The organism is Streptomyces sp. NPDC002573 (assembly GCF_042889625.1).
GTDB lineage: Bacteria > Actinomycetota > Actinomycetes > Streptomycetales > Streptomycetaceae > Streptomyces > Streptomyces gibsoniae.
The window spans coordinates 56,301-69,989 of record NZ_JBIARC010000022.1 but is presented as its reverse complement, the minus strand read 5'-3'; the positions used below and the strand labels follow the sequence as shown (position 1 = coordinate 69,989).

The window sequence follows — 13,689 nt, the reverse complement described above, 5'->3', positions numbered from 1 at the left end:
AAAGGCTCAGCTCTGCCGGTGCGCGTCGCGGTGGGCCTTCGCCAGCTCCGCGTACATCGTGCCGTTCAGCGTGATGCCCTCGCGTTCCTCCGCGGTCAGCTCCCGCTTCACCTTGGCGGGCACGCCGGCCACCAGGGAGCCCGGGGGCACCCGCATGCCCTGCGGCACCAGCGCCTGGGCCGCGACCAGGGAGCCCGCACCGATCACCGCGCCGTTGAGGACCGTGGCGCCCATGCCGATCAGGCAGTCGTCCTCGACGGTCGCGCCGTGCACCACGGCGTTGTGCCCGACGGAGACCCGCTCGCCGACGCTGACCGGGAACCCCGGGTCGGCGTGCAGCGTGCAGTTGTCCTGGACGTTGCTGTGCGCGCCGACGGTGATCCGCTCGACGTCGCCGCGCAGCACCGCGCCGTACCAGACGCTCGCGCCCGCGTGCAGCGTGACGCCGCCGATCACCACGGACGTGGGTGACACGAACGCGTCCCCGTCCACCTCGGGGTCCCTGCCGCCTATGCCCGCGATCAGCGCCTTGTGCGTCATTGCCGTCTCCTCGTGGTCGGTCTTCCGGCACCGTACGCCATGGGTGGGGCGAAGATCACAGCGGTGCGGGCCCATGGGCGCACCCGCCGCTGAGTAACGTGAGCGCGTGCCCAGGAGCAAGAACACGTTCTCATCATGGCGTCGTGGCCTCGCGCAGCGCGCCGTCCACGCGGGCTGGGCCTGGGCGCAGCGCGCGGGTTCCGTGAGCGCGGAGCATCCCGGGCGCTTCCGCTTCGGCGCGATGGGAACGGGAACCAGGCTGGCCTTCCCGCTGGGCACGGTGTTCGGTGAGCCGTGGATCCATGTCGGCGCGCACTGCATCGTCGGCGAACAGGTCACCCTGACGGCCGGACTGATGCCCGGCCTCGACCTCGGGCCCGATCCGATCCTGCGCATCGGTGACGGTGTCGTTCTCGGCCGCGGCAGCCATGTCATCGCCGACACCTCGGTCACGATCGGCAGCGACTGCTACTTCGGGCCGTACGTCTATGTGACCTCCACCAACCATTCCTACGACGACCCGCACGAGCCCATCGGCAAGCAGTGGCCGCGGATGGAACCGGTGGAGATCGGGCCGGGCTGCTGGATCGGGACCGGCGCGGTGATCCTGCCGGGCGCGCGGATCGGGCGGAACGTGGTGGTGGCGGCGGGCGCGGTGGTGCGGGGAACCGTACCCGACCACGCCGTGGTGGCCGGGGCGCCGGCCCGCGTCGTACGGCGCTGGACACCCGAGGACGGCTGGCAGCCGCCGCTCAGAACACCGGCCCCGGTGCCGATACCGGACGGGGTCACACCGGATCAGCTGCTGGCCCTGTCCAAGCTGGACGACGAGGACATCGCCCGGCTCGCGGAGCTGGAAACGGAGTCCTGAGTCGCGCCCGACATCAACCGGTGGCCAGCAGCAGCGTGCCGATCAGGGCGAGGCCCGCGCCCGCGGCCTGTGTCGCGCGCAGCCGCTCGCTGAGGAAGCCGCGCGCGGCGAGCGCCGTGACCACCGGGTAGAGCGAGGCGAGGACGGCGGCGACGGTGACCGGGCCGTGCCGGGCCGCGAGCGCGTAGGTGCCGTTGGCGGCGACGTCGGCGAGACCGACGAAGGCGAGCGCGGGCAGGGAACGCCATGGGAAGCCGCCCGCCGGGAGGGCCGGCGCACCGCGTCGCACCGCCGCACCCAGGGCGGTACCGCCCACCACGACATTGGTCACGCGCTGCACGAAGAGCGCCAGGAACAGCCCGGTGACCGTCGTCGACGCCTCCGCGACCAGCGCGAACACGGTGCCGAACCCGAGTGCCGCGACAAGGGTCAGCAGGATCGCCCGCCGTTGCACCGGGGCGCCCCGCAACTGGGGCCCGCCCGCGAGCACCACCCCGGTCACGGCGACGGCGGCCCCGGCGACCTGCAGCAGCCCGGGGCGCTCGCCGAGCACGAGTGCCACCCCGACGGGGACCGCCACGCTCAGGGTGGCGAGCGGGGAGACGACCCCCATGGGGCCCAGGGCGAGCGCCTTGTAGAAGGAGAGCAGGGCGATGGGGCTCGCCAGGCCCGCGGCGAACGCCAACCACAGCCGGGGTCCGGCCTCGCTCCAGGCGCCGGTGGCCAGTACGACCATGCCGAGCACGGACGCCGCTACGCTCTGCGATACGGCCACCACGGTCAGTGCGGGCATCCGCCGGGTCAGCAGCCCTCCGCCGAAGTCGGCCAGCCCCCACAGCAGGCTGGTGGCCAGGGCGAAGAGTGCTGTCACGAGCCGCCTCGCAGTACAGTTCGGTGAACGATCAGGTGCACCACACCATAGTTCAGTGAACTGAACTCTGTCATACGGAATATTGGACTCAAAGTGTCGGACCTCGACCTGCTGACCCAGTCCCTGGCACGCAACGTGAAGCGCTGGCGCGCCGAGCGCGGCTTCACCCTGGACGCCCTCGCCGCCCGCGCCGGAGTCAGCCGCGGCATGCTCATCCAGATCGAGCAGGCCCGCACCAACCCGAGCATCGGCACGATCGTCAAGATCGGCGACGCGCTCGGCATCAGCGTCACCACGCTGCTCGACTACGAGCAGGGCCCCCGGGTCCGGATCGTCCCGGCCGAGCAGGCCGTACGCCTCTGGCACACCGAGGCGGGCAGCTACAACCGCCTTCTCGCGGGCACCGAGGCCCCCGGTCCGCTGGAGATGTGGGACTGGCGGCTGATGCCGGGGGACCGCAGCCCCTCCGACCCGCACCCGGCCGGCACGGTCGAACTCGTCCATGTCACCGCCGGCCGGCTGACGATCACCGTGGACGGCGTGGACCATGACGTCCCCACCGGTGCCAGCGCCTCCTTCGAGGCCGACACCCCGCACACCTACGCCAACGACGGCGATGTGCCGATGGAGATGGTGATGGCGGTCTCGGTGCCGCCCGTCCGCTGAGACGCCCGTCCGGCGGCCGGGGTACGGCTGTTAGCGTGCCGTCATGCGCGCACCCATCGGAGACTTCGACCGGGCGATGCCCGCCCCCGACTGCCTCGACGAGCTGCCCCGACCGGTGGCCGACGCCGTACGCCACTGGAGCGGCGGTGTGCCCGCCGACCGGATCGTCTACGTCGACACCGAGCCGGAGTGGGCCGATACGGCGGTCTTCCTGGAGCACTACGGCAAGGACCTGCTCGACCGGTCCGCCAACTGCGTCGTGGTCGCGGGCAAGCGGGGCGGCGAGACGACGCTGGCCGCGTGTCTGGTCCTGTCCGCCACCCGGGTCGACGTCAACGGCGCGGTCCGCCGCCAACTGGGCGCCCGCAAGGCGTCGTTCGCGCCGATGGAGGTGGCGACGGGGGAGACCGGCATGGAGTACGGCGGCATCACACCGATCGGACTGCCCGCCGACTGGCCGGTACTGATCGACTCGGCGGTGGTCGATCTGCCGTACGTCCTGGTCGGCAGCGGCAGGCGCCGGGGGAAGCTGCTGGTGCCGGGGAAGGCGTTCGCGCAACTGCCCAACGCGGTGGTCCTGGAGGGGCTGGGCGTCTGAGGGTCCCCTGACCACCGCGGAGGATTCTCGCCGGTCGCGACCGCAGCCGTAGGGGCGCCTGGCGGGCCGGGTCCGGCCGGCTCAGGGCCCGGTGCGGGCGTGGTGGGCCAGGGCCCGATGCGGATCCGCCCCGCCGGGTGCCGGGGCCGGGTCGGCGTGGACGAGCGCCGCGGTCAGCCGCGGAACCGCGTGCAACAGGGCGTGTTCGGCCTCGACCGCGATGTCGTGCGCCCGGCGCACGCTCACCTCGCCGTCCACCACGACCGCGACCTCCGCACGCAACCGATGGCCGATCCAGCGCAGCCGGAGCTCGCCGACCCCGAGCACGCCCGGCACCTGGCGCAGTGCCTGCTCGGCCCGGTCCACCAGCCCCGGATCGACGGCGTCCAGCAACCGCCGGAACACCTCCAGGGCCGCGTCCCGCAGGACCAGCACGATCGCGGCCGTGATCGCCAGTCCCACGACCGGGTCGGCCGTCCGCCAGCCCAGCGCCGCACCGCCCGCACCGGCCAGCACCGCGAGTGAGGCGAACCCGTCGGTGCGCGCGTGCAGCCCGTCCGCGACCAGCGCGGCCGAGCCGATCGCGCGGCCCACCCGGATGCGATGGCGGGCGACCCATTCATTGCCCGCGAAACCGATGACCGCCGCACCGGCGACCACGGGGATGTGCTCCATGGGACGGGGGTCCATCAGCCGTACCACGGCGCTCCAGGCGGCGAAGGAGGCCGACGCGGCGATCGTCAGCACGATGACGATCCCGGCGAGATCCTCGGCGCGGCCGTACCCGTAGGTGAACCGGCGCGTGGCCACGCGCCGGCCCAGCACGAAGGCGATGCCGAGCGGTACGGCGGTCAGGGCGTCGGCCGCGTTGTGCACGGTGTCGCCGAGCAGCGCCACCGACCCGGAGATCGCGACCACGACGGCCTGGGCCAGCGCGGTCCCGCCGAGCACGACCAGCGAGAGCCAGAGTGCCCGCATGCCCCGCGCGGAGGACTCCAGCGCGGGGTCGAGCTTGTCGGCGGTCTCGTGGGAGTGGGGGGTGAGGAGGTGGCGGACGCGGGAGAGGGGGCCGTGGGGGTGGTCGTGGTGCCGGGCGTGACCGTCGTCGTGGGTGTGCTCGTGGTGGTGGTCGCGCGCGCTCTCGGGGCGGTGCGGGCCGGTGTGGTCGTGCGCGTCCTCGTGGCGGTGCGGGTGGGTGTGGTCGTGCGGGTGGCCCGGTGCCTCGCTGCGCCCGTGTGCCTCGTACTGCTGTCCCATAGGACGGCCCCTTTCCCGCGCGACAGTGGACGCGATCGCCCCACGGAGCCATTATGTGCGTATGAGCGCACGCATGCACCTATCACCTGCGCACGGTGCGCAGCCGCGCACGGGCGGCGCGGCCGAGGGACACCCCGGCTCGCCCGATGAGGAGCAGTTCGCGCTCGCCGCCGAGTTGCTCGCCCTGCTCGGGGACCGCACCCGTCTCGCCCTGCTGCACGCACTGACCAGGGGCGAGGCCGATGTCTCCACGCTCACCCAGGAGTGCGGCGCGGCCCGGCCCGCGGTCAGCCAGCATCTGGCGCGGCTCCGGCTCGCGGGCCTGGTGGACACCCGCAAGGAGGGCCGCCGGGTGGTCTACGCGCTGCGCGACGGCCATCTGCGCCGGGTCGTGGACGAGGCCCTGAGTCTCGCCGACCACCGGCTGGCCAACCGCCCGGCACACGACTGACACCGCTTCGGCGCGGCGCCCGCGGGATGCGTGTGATGCCGTAGCCGAACCGCTCGGCGAAGGAGGCGTGGTCCAGGCGCGCGGAGGCCGTGGCCGCCACGCGCCTGATCGCCCGGCGCCGGGGTCGTTCAGGCGGTGCTGTCGTCCTCGCCCGCCTCCAGGAGGTTGGCCGCCGCGCCCACGATGCTGGGATCGGGGGTGCCGACGACCTCCAGGTCCTTGTCGGTGTAGTCGAAGCGGGCCAGGACGCTGCGCATCGCCTCGACGCGCGCCCGCTTCTTGTCGTTGCTCTTCACCACGGTCCACGGCGCGTAGTCGGTGTCCGTGGCGCGGAACATGGCGACCTTGGCCGCGGTGTAGTCGTCCCAGAGGTCCAGGGAGGCCAGGTCCATCGGGCTGAGCTTCCACTGCCGTACGGGGTCCACCTGACGGATGGTGAAGCGGGTGCGCTGCTCGCTCTGCGAGACCGAGAACCAGAACTTCACCAGGTCGACGCCGTCGTCCACGAGCATCCGTTCGAACAGCGGCGCCTGGCGCACGAAGCGGCGGTACTCGTCGTCCGAGCAGAAGCCCATGACCCGCTCCACGCCCGCCCTGTTGTACCAGGACCGGTCGAACATCACGATCTCGCCCGCGGTGGGCAGATGCTCGACGTAGCGCTGGAAGTACCACTGACCGCGCTCGCGCTCGGTCGGCTTCTCCAGGGCCACCACCCGGGCGCCGCGCGGATTGAGGTGCTCGGTGAAGCGCTTGATCGTGCCGCCCTTGCCGGCCGCGTCGCGCCCCTCGAAGACTATGACGAGACGGCGGCCCGACGCCTTTATCCAGCTCTGCAGCTTCAGCAGCTCGATCTGCTGGAGCCGCTTGTGCCACTCGTACTCCTTGCGCTCCATCCGCAGGTCGTAGGGGTAGTTCTCCCGCCAGGTGTCCACCGGGCTGCCGTCGGACCTGAGCAGCACCGGGTCGTCGTGGTCGGTGTAGTCGACCCGCAGGCCATCGGTCACCAGAGGTGTCATCGTCATCCTTCTCCGCACGCCTCAGTGGAACTGCGGCACGATCAGATAAATCCCGTACGCGACCACGGCCGCGCAGGCCAGGAAGCAGAGCCCGGCCTGGGCGAGGCCCAGGGTGTGGGTGCCGCCGTCCCGCTCGCGGGCGGCCTCGGCCTGGGCCAGGCCGAGCACGCCGAGTGCGAAGACGACGACCACGGCGACAGTGACCCCGATGCTGACAGCGGTGACCTGGCCGAGGGCGGTCCAGTCAAGATGCATGGCTCGAACTCTCCCTGGTTCAGGCGGCGCTGCCGACGCGTGTGGGTTCGGTGGCGCGGATGGTGACCTCATGCGTCTCGTTCACGTTGTCGGCGTGGACCGGGTTGCGGCGCGAGGCGAGCACGATGAACGCGGCCACCGCGGCTGCGACCAGGGCGATCACCACGGTACCGGCGTTCCCGCCGTGCTTCACGACGCCGGCCGAGACGCCGCCGACCAGCGCCGCCGCGGGGAGGGTGATCAGCCAGGCGACGACCATGCGGCCCGCGGTGCCCCAGCGCACCTCGGCGAGCCGCCGGCCGAGGCCCGCACCGAGGATGCCGCCCGAGCAGACCTGCGTGGTGGAGAGCGCGAAGCCGAGGTGGGCGGAGGTCAGGATGACGGTGGTGGACGCGGCCTCGGCGGCGAAGCCCTGCGGCGACTGAATGTCCGTCAGGCCCTTGCCCATCGTGCGGATGATGCGCCAGCCGCCCAGATAGGTGCCGAGACCGATGGCGAGACCGGCCGAGCCGATCACCCAGACAGGTGGGCCCGCGTCATGGCCGAGCGCGCCCGCCGAGATCAGTGTGAGTGTGATCACGCCCATCGTCTTCTGGGCGTCGTTGGTGCCGTGGGCGAGGGAGACGAGCGAGGCCGAGGCGATCTGGCCGAGCCGGAACCCCCTGGTCACCGACTCCTTGCGGGCCCGCGCGGTGATGCGGTAGGCGAGGTAGGTGGCCATCAGCGCCGCGACGCCGGCCACGACGGGCGAGGCGAGCGCCGGGATCAGAATCTTCTCGACAACCTTGTCAAAGCGCACGCCATGGCTGCCGGCACCGACCCAGACGGCGCCGACCAGACCGCCGAACAGTGCGTGGGAGGAGCTCGACGGCAGTCCGACGAGCCAGGTCAGCAGATTCCACAGGATCGCGCCCACCAGCCCGGCGAAGATCATTCCTGGGGTCACCAGAGTGTCGTCCACGATGCCGCCCGAGATGGTCTTGGCGACCTCGGTGGACAGGAAGGCGCCCACGATGTTGAGCACGCCGCTGATCAGGACTGCGGTACGCGGCTTGAGGGCGCCGGTGGCGATGGAGGTGGCCATCGCGTTGGCGGTGTCATGGAATCCGTTCGTGAAGTCGAAGGCCAGCGCCGTGACGATGACGACGGCCACGAGGAACGTGATGTGGTCCATCCCCAGATGAAAGCAACCGAAGGCGTACTTCCGGAGAAGGGCAGGCAACGGCGGGGCGTGCGTCACATGGGCGAACGAGCCTCGAACTCCCGTGTGCCGACGGCCTGATGGAGAGACCGGCGGGCGTCGCCCGGCATGCACCGCACCCGGTCGGTCCACACCCGGGCGAAAAAATGACCGTGGGTCAGGACTACTGGATCCTGACCCACGGTCTGGTCGCGCTCGGGGCCGGCGTCGACGCCGGGGCCCGGAGGTCAGGCGGCGGGCGCGGCCTGGGAGAGCTGGTCGATGACCTTGGTCAGGCCCTCGACGACCTCGGCGTCGTCCGCCGGGTGGGTCTCGGCGAAGCGCGTCACGGAACCCGGGATGGAGAGCTTCGCCTCCTCGACGACCGTCGCACCGGCGATGCCCACGGCCTTGCGGGTCTCGTCCTGCGCCCACACGCCGCCGTACTGGCCGAACGCGGTGCCGACCACGGCGACCGGCTTGCCGGTCAGGGCGCCGGCGCCGTACGGGCGGGACAGCCAGTCGATGGCGTTCTTGAGGACGGCCGGGATGGTGCCGTTGTACTCGGGGGAGAAGAGCAGCAGCGCGTCGGCCTGGCCGGCGGCGGCGCGCAGCGCGGCGGCGGCCTCCGGGACGCTGCCCTCGACGTCGATGTCCTCGTTGTAGAAGGGCACCTGGCCCAGACCCTCGTGCAGCACGACCTCCACGCCCTCGGGGGCGTGCTTGACGGCCGCCTCGGCGAGCTGACGGTTGTGGGAACCGGCGCGAAGGCTGCCGACCAGAGCAAGGATGCGTACGGACATGGCGAAACTCCCATAATCAAGCGATCGGTAACAATCGGGACCGTCCGGGTCCGTTGAAATTTGTACCACTTAAACCGGACCGCGGTCCATTTCGTGTATCACGGTAAACGGACCGGGGTCCGATTGTCTTCCCGGGACGCTAATCTGAAGTCATGACCGAGCCGTTCGCGCCTTTTTCCGTGCCTCAGAGCCGGGACGTCCTGGAGGGCTTCGCGGACCTCGCCCTGCTGCCGACGGGCGAGACGCCCCAACTGCGCGCGGATGCCGCGCGCAACCGCACCCGGCTGCTGGAGGTCGCCGTCCGGCTGGCCGCCGAGCGCGGCATCGCCAACGTGACCATGGACGACATCGCCCTCGGGGCCGGAGTCGGCAAGGGCACCGTCTTCCGGCGCTTCGGGGACCGCACGGGCCTGCTCGTGGAGCTGCTCAGCCACCACGAGAAGCAGCTCCAGGCAGCCTTCCTCTCCGGGCCGCCGCCGCTCGGCCCGGGCGCGTCCCCGGTGGAGCGGCTGTACGCCTTCGGCTCGGCCGTCATCCTCCATGAGCACGCCCACCGGGACTTCTACCTGGAGGCCCACATAGAGCCGGGCCGCCGTCGCACCAGCCCGGCGTACCACCTCCGGCTCGCCCATGTCCGCCTGCTGCTGCGCGAGGCACGCGCGGACGGCGACAACGAACTCACCGCCCATCTGCTGCTCGGCTGTCTGGAGACGGTGCTCGTCGATCATCTGCTCTCCGTCCTCGGGATGTCCCTGGAGCGGGTGGAGGCAGGATGGCGTGATCTCGTCGATCGCTACACGGGTGAAAGGGGCCGATGTACGGGCTGAAGCCGCCCGATGATGGGTCCATGACTCCTTCGGGCAGAAGAGCCGAGATGTTCGTCCCCGCCGAGCGCGACCCGCGTGGCCTCGGTCCCGCCACCGGCGACGAACGCACTTTGCTGGTCGCCTTCCTCACCGCCCAGCGCACCACGCTGGAACTCAAGTGCGCGGGCCTCGGTGCACGACTGGCGCAGCGGTCCGCCGCGCCGTCCACCCTCTCGCTCCTCGGACTGCTGCGGCACCTCGCCGATGTGGAGCGCCGCTGGTTCCGCCGGGTGCTGGCCGTGCAGGACGTCCCGCCGCTGTTCTCCTCGCCGTCCGACCCCGACGGCGACTTCACCGGTGCCGTACCCGACCCGGCGGTCGTGACCCGGGCCTGGAGCGCCTGGCGCGCGGAGACCGCCTTCGCCGACGCGTTCGTCGCGGACGCCCCGCACCTCGACATCGAAGGCCATGACTCCTGGCGCGGCACCGTGTCGCTGCGCTGGGTGCTCCTTCACATGATCGAGGAGTACGCCCGCCACAACGGACACGCCGACCTGCTGCGGGAGCGGGTCGACGGGGCCATCGGTCTGTGAGGTCACGGGCCGGCCGCCGGGGGTGACTCTCCGGGCGTGTCCCGGCCACCGGCCGAGCGTGCCCGGGGAAGGCCCCGGCCGCCGCGACGTCCTCCGGCGCTTCGCCGTTTGTGCAGGTCAGCGGCGTACTATCGGACATGACAACGGTCACCGGTGCAGCCTTTGCCCCGAGGCGCCGCCATGCGTTTCACTGCGGTGAGGCACCCGATGTGTGGGGGAAGGCGGAGCAGATGAGCGACCACGGTCATGCGCACGGCCCGGGGGGTCACGCGGGGCACTCCCACGGCGTGTCGGCGGACGCCGACCGCCGCTGGCTCGCCGCCGCGCTCTCCCTGATCACCGTGTTCATGGCGGCCGAGGTGGTCGTCGGTATCCTCGCGGGCTCCCTGGCCCTGCTCTCGGACGCGGCCCACATGCTCACGGACGCCGCGTCCATCGTGCTCGCCCTCGTCGCGATGCGGCTCGCCGCCCGCCCGGCCCGCGGTGGATTCACCTACGGCCTCAAACGCGCGGAGATCCTCTCCGCCCAGGTCAACGGCCTCACGCTGCTGCTTCTCGGGGCCTGGCTGGCGTACGAGGCCGTACGCCGGCTCATCGCCCCGCCGGACGTGGCGGGCGGACCGATGCTGGCCACCGCGCTCACCGGCATCGTCGTGAACGTGGCCGCCGCCTGGTGCATCTCGAAGGCCAACCGCACCTCCCTCAATGTGGAGGGCGCCTACCAGCACGTCCTGAACGACCTGTTCGCCTTCATCGGCACCGCGGTCGCCGCGCTCGTGGTCCTGCTGACCGGCTTCGAGCGCGCGGACCCCATCGCCACCCTCGTGGTGGTCGCGCTGATGGCGAAGGCGGGGTACGGGCTGCTGCGCGACTCGGGCCGTATCTTCCTGGAGGCCGCGCCCGCCGATGTCGATCCGGACGCACTCGGCGACCGGCTGGTCGCCCGGCCGGACGTCGTCGAGGTGCACGATCTGCACGTCTGGCAGATCACCTCCGGCCAGGCCGCGCTGTCCGCGCACATCCTGGTGGAGCACGGCGGCGACTGCCACGCGGTCCGCCGCGCCCTGGAGGACGTGCTGCACCACGACTACGGCATCACCCACACCACCCTCCAGGTCGACCACGCCTCCGAGCGGGTCCTCCAGGTGGCGCCGCCCGGCGACCCGGACACGGCGGGCGACCCCGCGCACTGCGAGGCCCCGCACGGCCCGGTGCACCGGGGGGAGCCGCATCCCCACTGACGGAACCGCCGGAAGACGCGCACGCGGTCGTCGGGCGGCACCGCACCCCGGATGGCGTAACCCTTCATCCCTCTTGACCGTCCCTTTCCCCAATACCTCTGACACAGAGCTAATCTCGGAGGAGTGGAATCCGAGAACTTCGCCGACGACCTGAGCACTGCCCTCGTGGCGGTGCAGCGGCTGATCCAGCGGCGGCTGCGCATCGGGGTCGGCGCACCGCGCCTGCGCGGCGCGGAGGTCGAGCTGCTGCGCCTGGTGGCGGCGCGTCCAGGCATCGGTGTGTCGGACGCGGCGAGAGAGCTGTACCTCGCGGGGAACTCGGTCTCCACACTGGTCAATCAGCTCGCACGGGACGGCTATCTGGTCCGGGAGACGGATCCGGCCGACCGTCGGGCCGCGCGACTCATGCCCACCGAGGCGGCCGAGGCACGGCTGCGTGACTGGCGCGAGCGGCGCACCGCGCTCGTACGCCGCCAGGTCGCCCGCCTCGACGACGAGGACCGCAAGGCGCTGGAGGCTGCTCTTCCGGCCCTGCGCAAGCTGGCGGAGAACCTGCACGAGGAGGCCGAGGAGACATGACGAGCAACGCGACGGCCGGTGAGGCGCCCGCGGTGGACGCCGTCACCTGTGGTGGACTTCGCTACTCCTTCGGGGAGACGACGGCGGTCGACGGTCTGGACCTCCAGGTCCGGGACGGCGAGGTGTTCGGACTGCTCGGCCCGAACGGCGCGGGCAAGACCACCGCGATCCGCTGCATCACCACGCTGCTGCCGGTCCCGGCGGGCATGGTCCGTGTCTTCGGCCATGACACGGCCCGCGAGCGGATGGCCGTGCGGCGGCTGCTGGGCTATGTGCCGCAGCAGCTCTCCGCCGACTCCGGACTCACCGGGCGGGAGAACGTCGCCCTGTTCGCCCGTGTCTTCGACGTCTCCCGGCGCGAGCGGGCCCAGCGGGTCGAGCAGGCCCTCGCGGCCGTCGACCTGACCGCCGCGGCCGACCGGCTGGCGAAGACGTACTCCGGCGGGATGGTCCGCCGGCTGGAACTCGCCCAGGCGCTGGTCAGCGCGCCCCGGCTGCTGATCCTCGACGAGCCGACCATCGGCCTCGACCCGATCGCCCGGACCAATGTGTGGGAGCACATCAACGCCGTCCGCGCCGCCACCGGCATGACCGTCCTCGTCACCACCCACTACATGGACGAGGCCGACCAGTACTGCGACCGAGTCGCCCTGATGCACCGCGGCCGGGTCCGTGCCCTCGGCACCCCCGCCGAGCTGCGGAGCGGACTTGGGGAACGGCGCGGCACCGAAGGCCCGCTGCCGACGCTGGAGGACGTCTTCCGAGACGTGGCCGGCAGTGGACTCGACGACCAGTCAGGAGGCTTCCGCGATGTCCGAAGCACCCGCCGCACCGCGTCCCGCGTCGGCTGACCGCGCACCGCAGCCGGACCTCGGCCTGCTGGTGACCCCACCCCGGGCCCGCACCGGCTGGCGGGTGCTGCCGGCCCGGGTGGCCGCGATGTGCACGGTCGAGCTGCAGAAGCTGCGCCATGACCGCACCGAGCTGTACACCCGCGCGATCCAGCCGGCGCTGTGGCTGCTGATCTTCGGCGAGACGTTCACCCGGATCAAGGCCATACCGACCGGCGACATCCCGTACCTCGACTATCTGGCGCCCGGCATCATCGCCCAGTCCGCGATGTTCATCGCCATCTTCTACGGCATCATGATCATTTGGGAGCGGGACGCCGGAATCCTCACGAAGCTGCTGGTCACGCCGACCCCACGGGCGGCCCTGATCACCGGCAAGGCGTTCGCGGCCGGGGTGAAGGCGCTGATCCAGGCTCTGGTGGTCGTCGTGATCGCGGCGCTGCTCGGCGTTGCGATGACCTGGAACCCGCTGCGGCTGCTGGGCGTGGCGGTGGCCGTCGTCCTGGGCTCGGCCTTCTTCTCCTGTCTGTCCATGACGATCGCGGGCATCGTCCTGACCCGCGACCGGCTGATGGGCATCGGCCAGGCGATCACGATGCCGCTCTTCTTCGGCTCCAACGCCCTCTACCCGGTGGCCGTCATGCCCGGCTGGCTCCAGGCGATCAGCAAGATCAACCCGTTGAGTTACCAGGTCGACGCGCTGCGCGGCCTGCTGCTCGGCACGCCGTCGCAGCTGCCGCTCGACTTCGGCGTGCTGACGGTGGCCGCGGCCCTCGGCGTCACCTCGGCCTCGTCGCTGCTGCCACGGCTGGCCCGCTGACAGCACCGCGGCCGGACCCGGCCGTCGCCGAGAAGTACGGCATCGGCGGCGGCCGCTTCACCGCTTCTTCCAGAACGCCATCAGATCGGCCAGGGCCCTGATGATCTCGGGACGTTCCGACGCCTCCGCCTGGCGCAGACTGATGACGAGCGCCAGGAGGATCATGACGACGAAGAGGGCGACGGCGTAGAGGAAAAGCTGCGGAGCAACTCCGGCGACTTGCTCGAGTACGGCCCACATACTGCCTCCCGGACGGTCCCGGCCGCTGCCTGAGGGGAGACTTCGCCGGGG

At 71.6% G+C, this 13,689-nt stretch carries 18 protein-coding genes; 10 read left to right on the top strand and 8 right to left on the bottom strand.

Annotation, left to right across the window (positions count from 1 at the left end; genetic code table 11):
- Positions 1–6 precede the first annotated feature (6 nt).
- The gene (locus ACFYX0_RS21655; protein ID WP_355922459.1) at positions 7–540 is read right to left on the bottom strand and encodes a gamma carbonic anhydrase family protein; all 534 of its coding nucleotides are present in this window, start codon (positions 538–540) and stop codon (positions 7–9) included.
- Positions 541–646: 106 nt separating this feature from the next.
- On the opposite strand from ACFYX0_RS21655, the gene ACFYX0_RS21650 reads away from it, so the two are divergent.
- Positions 647–1,411, top strand: coding sequence for an acyltransferase (locus ACFYX0_RS21650; RefSeq protein ID WP_388972353.1), 765 nt, complete (start codon positions 647–649; stop codon positions 1,409–1,411).
- A gap of 13 nt (positions 1,412–1,424) precedes the next feature.
- On the opposite strand, the gene ACFYX0_RS21645 is transcribed toward ACFYX0_RS21650, so the two are convergent.
- Positions 1,425–2,282 carry a DMT family transporter gene (locus ACFYX0_RS21645; RefSeq protein ID WP_388972350.1) on the bottom strand — a complete coding sequence of 286 codons (858 nt, stop codon included), beginning with the start codon at positions 2,280–2,282 and terminating at the stop codon, positions 1,425–1,427.
- A 93-nt stretch (positions 2,283–2,375) separates the two neighbouring features.
- On the opposite strand from ACFYX0_RS21645, the gene ACFYX0_RS21640 reads away from it, so the two are divergent.
- A complete protein-coding gene (locus ACFYX0_RS21640) occupies positions 2,376–2,948 on the top strand; it encodes an XRE family transcriptional regulator (protein WP_311691251.1) in 573 nt (190 codons plus the stop codon).
- 43 nt (positions 2,949–2,991) lie between these two features.
- Positions 2,992–3,546 (top strand): YbaK/EbsC family protein, encoded by a 555-nt coding sequence (locus ACFYX0_RS21635; protein ID WP_388972346.1) that lies wholly within the window; start codon positions 2,992–2,994, stop codon positions 3,544–3,546.
- Positions 3,547–3,627: 81 nt separating this feature from the next.
- On the opposite strand, the gene ACFYX0_RS21630 is transcribed toward ACFYX0_RS21635, so the two are convergent.
- On the bottom strand, positions 3,628–4,803 hold the full coding sequence (locus tag ACFYX0_RS21630; RefSeq protein WP_388972342.1) for a cation diffusion facilitator family transporter: 1,176 nt from the start codon (positions 4,801–4,803) through the stop codon (positions 3,628–3,630).
- A gap of 61 nt (positions 4,804–4,864) precedes the next feature.
- On the opposite strand from ACFYX0_RS21630, the gene ACFYX0_RS21625 reads away from it, so the two are divergent.
- The gene (locus tag ACFYX0_RS21625; protein WP_355922441.1) at positions 4,865–5,254 is read left to right on the top strand and encodes a metalloregulator ArsR/SmtB family transcription factor; all 390 of its coding nucleotides are present in this window, start codon (positions 4,865–4,867) and stop codon (positions 5,252–5,254) included.
- Between the two features lie 128 nt (positions 5,255–5,382).
- On the opposite strand, the gene ppk2 is transcribed toward ACFYX0_RS21625, so the two are convergent.
- The 4 genes from ppk2 to ACFYX0_RS21605 all read right to left on the bottom strand — a co-directional run bounded on the left by ppk2 (position 5,383) and on the right by ACFYX0_RS21605 (position 8,508).
- Positions 5,383–6,270, bottom strand: coding sequence for a polyphosphate kinase 2 (gene ppk2 / locus ACFYX0_RS21620; protein ID WP_388972339.1), 888 nt, complete (start codon positions 6,268–6,270; stop codon positions 5,383–5,385).
- A 21-nt stretch (positions 6,271–6,291) separates the two neighbouring features.
- Positions 6,292–6,525, bottom strand: a complete 234-nt coding sequence (locus tag ACFYX0_RS21615; protein WP_388972334.1) for a hypothetical protein — start codon at positions 6,523–6,525, stop codon at positions 6,292–6,294.
- 19 nt (positions 6,526–6,544) lie between these two features.
- On the bottom strand, positions 6,545–7,699 hold the full coding sequence (locus ACFYX0_RS21610) for an anion permease (protein WP_388972331.1): 1,155 nt from the start codon (positions 7,697–7,699) through the stop codon (positions 6,545–6,547).
- Positions 7,700–7,953: 254 nt separating this feature from the next.
- Positions 7,954–8,508 (bottom strand): NAD(P)H-dependent oxidoreductase, encoded by a 555-nt coding sequence (locus tag ACFYX0_RS21605; RefSeq protein WP_388972327.1) that lies wholly within the window; start codon positions 8,506–8,508, stop codon positions 7,954–7,956.
- A gap of 152 nt (positions 8,509–8,660) precedes the next feature.
- Between ACFYX0_RS21605 and ACFYX0_RS21600 the strand changes: the two genes are divergently transcribed.
- The 6 genes from ACFYX0_RS21600 to ACFYX0_RS21575 all read left to right on the top strand — a co-directional run bounded on the left by ACFYX0_RS21600 (position 8,661) and on the right by ACFYX0_RS21575 (position 13,398).
- Positions 8,661–9,335: a TetR/AcrR family transcriptional regulator gene (locus ACFYX0_RS21600; RefSeq protein WP_388972325.1), complete on the top strand. Its 675-nt coding sequence runs from the start codon at positions 8,661–8,663 to the stop codon at positions 9,333–9,335.
- Between the two features lie 20 nt (positions 9,336–9,355).
- Positions 9,356–9,907: a DinB family protein gene (locus ACFYX0_RS21595; RefSeq protein WP_355922426.1), complete on the top strand. Its 552-nt coding sequence runs from the start codon at positions 9,356–9,358 to the stop codon at positions 9,905–9,907.
- A 230-nt stretch (positions 9,908–10,137) separates the two neighbouring features.
- Entirely contained in the window at positions 10,138–11,148 is a 1,011-nt protein-coding gene (locus tag ACFYX0_RS21590; protein ID WP_388972322.1) for a cation diffusion facilitator family transporter, read from the top strand.
- Positions 11,149–11,271: 123 nt separating this feature from the next.
- Positions 11,272–11,727 (top strand): MarR family winged helix-turn-helix transcriptional regulator, encoded by a 456-nt coding sequence (locus tag ACFYX0_RS21585; RefSeq protein ID WP_388972319.1) that lies wholly within the window; start codon positions 11,272–11,274, stop codon positions 11,725–11,727.
- Positions 11,724–12,578: an ABC transporter ATP-binding protein gene (locus tag ACFYX0_RS21580; RefSeq protein WP_388972315.1), complete on the top strand. Its 855-nt coding sequence runs from the start codon at positions 11,724–11,726 to the stop codon at positions 12,576–12,578. The genes ACFYX0_RS21585 and ACFYX0_RS21580 overlap by 4 nt, the downstream gene beginning before the upstream one ends.
- Complete coding sequence (locus tag ACFYX0_RS21575; RefSeq protein ID WP_388972313.1) at positions 12,538–13,398, top strand: ABC transporter permease; 861 nt, start codon at positions 12,538–12,540, stop codon at positions 13,396–13,398. Before ACFYX0_RS21580 ends, ACFYX0_RS21575 begins: the two co-directional genes overlap by 41 nt.
- A gap of 57 nt (positions 13,399–13,455) precedes the next feature.
- Here the strand turns inward: ACFYX0_RS21575 and ACFYX0_RS21570 are convergent, their stop codons facing one another.
- The gene (locus tag ACFYX0_RS21570; RefSeq protein WP_311691280.1) at positions 13,456–13,638 is read right to left on the bottom strand and encodes a hypothetical protein; all 183 of its coding nucleotides are present in this window, start codon (positions 13,636–13,638) and stop codon (positions 13,456–13,458) included.
- Positions 13,639–13,689: the final 51 nt, after the last annotated feature.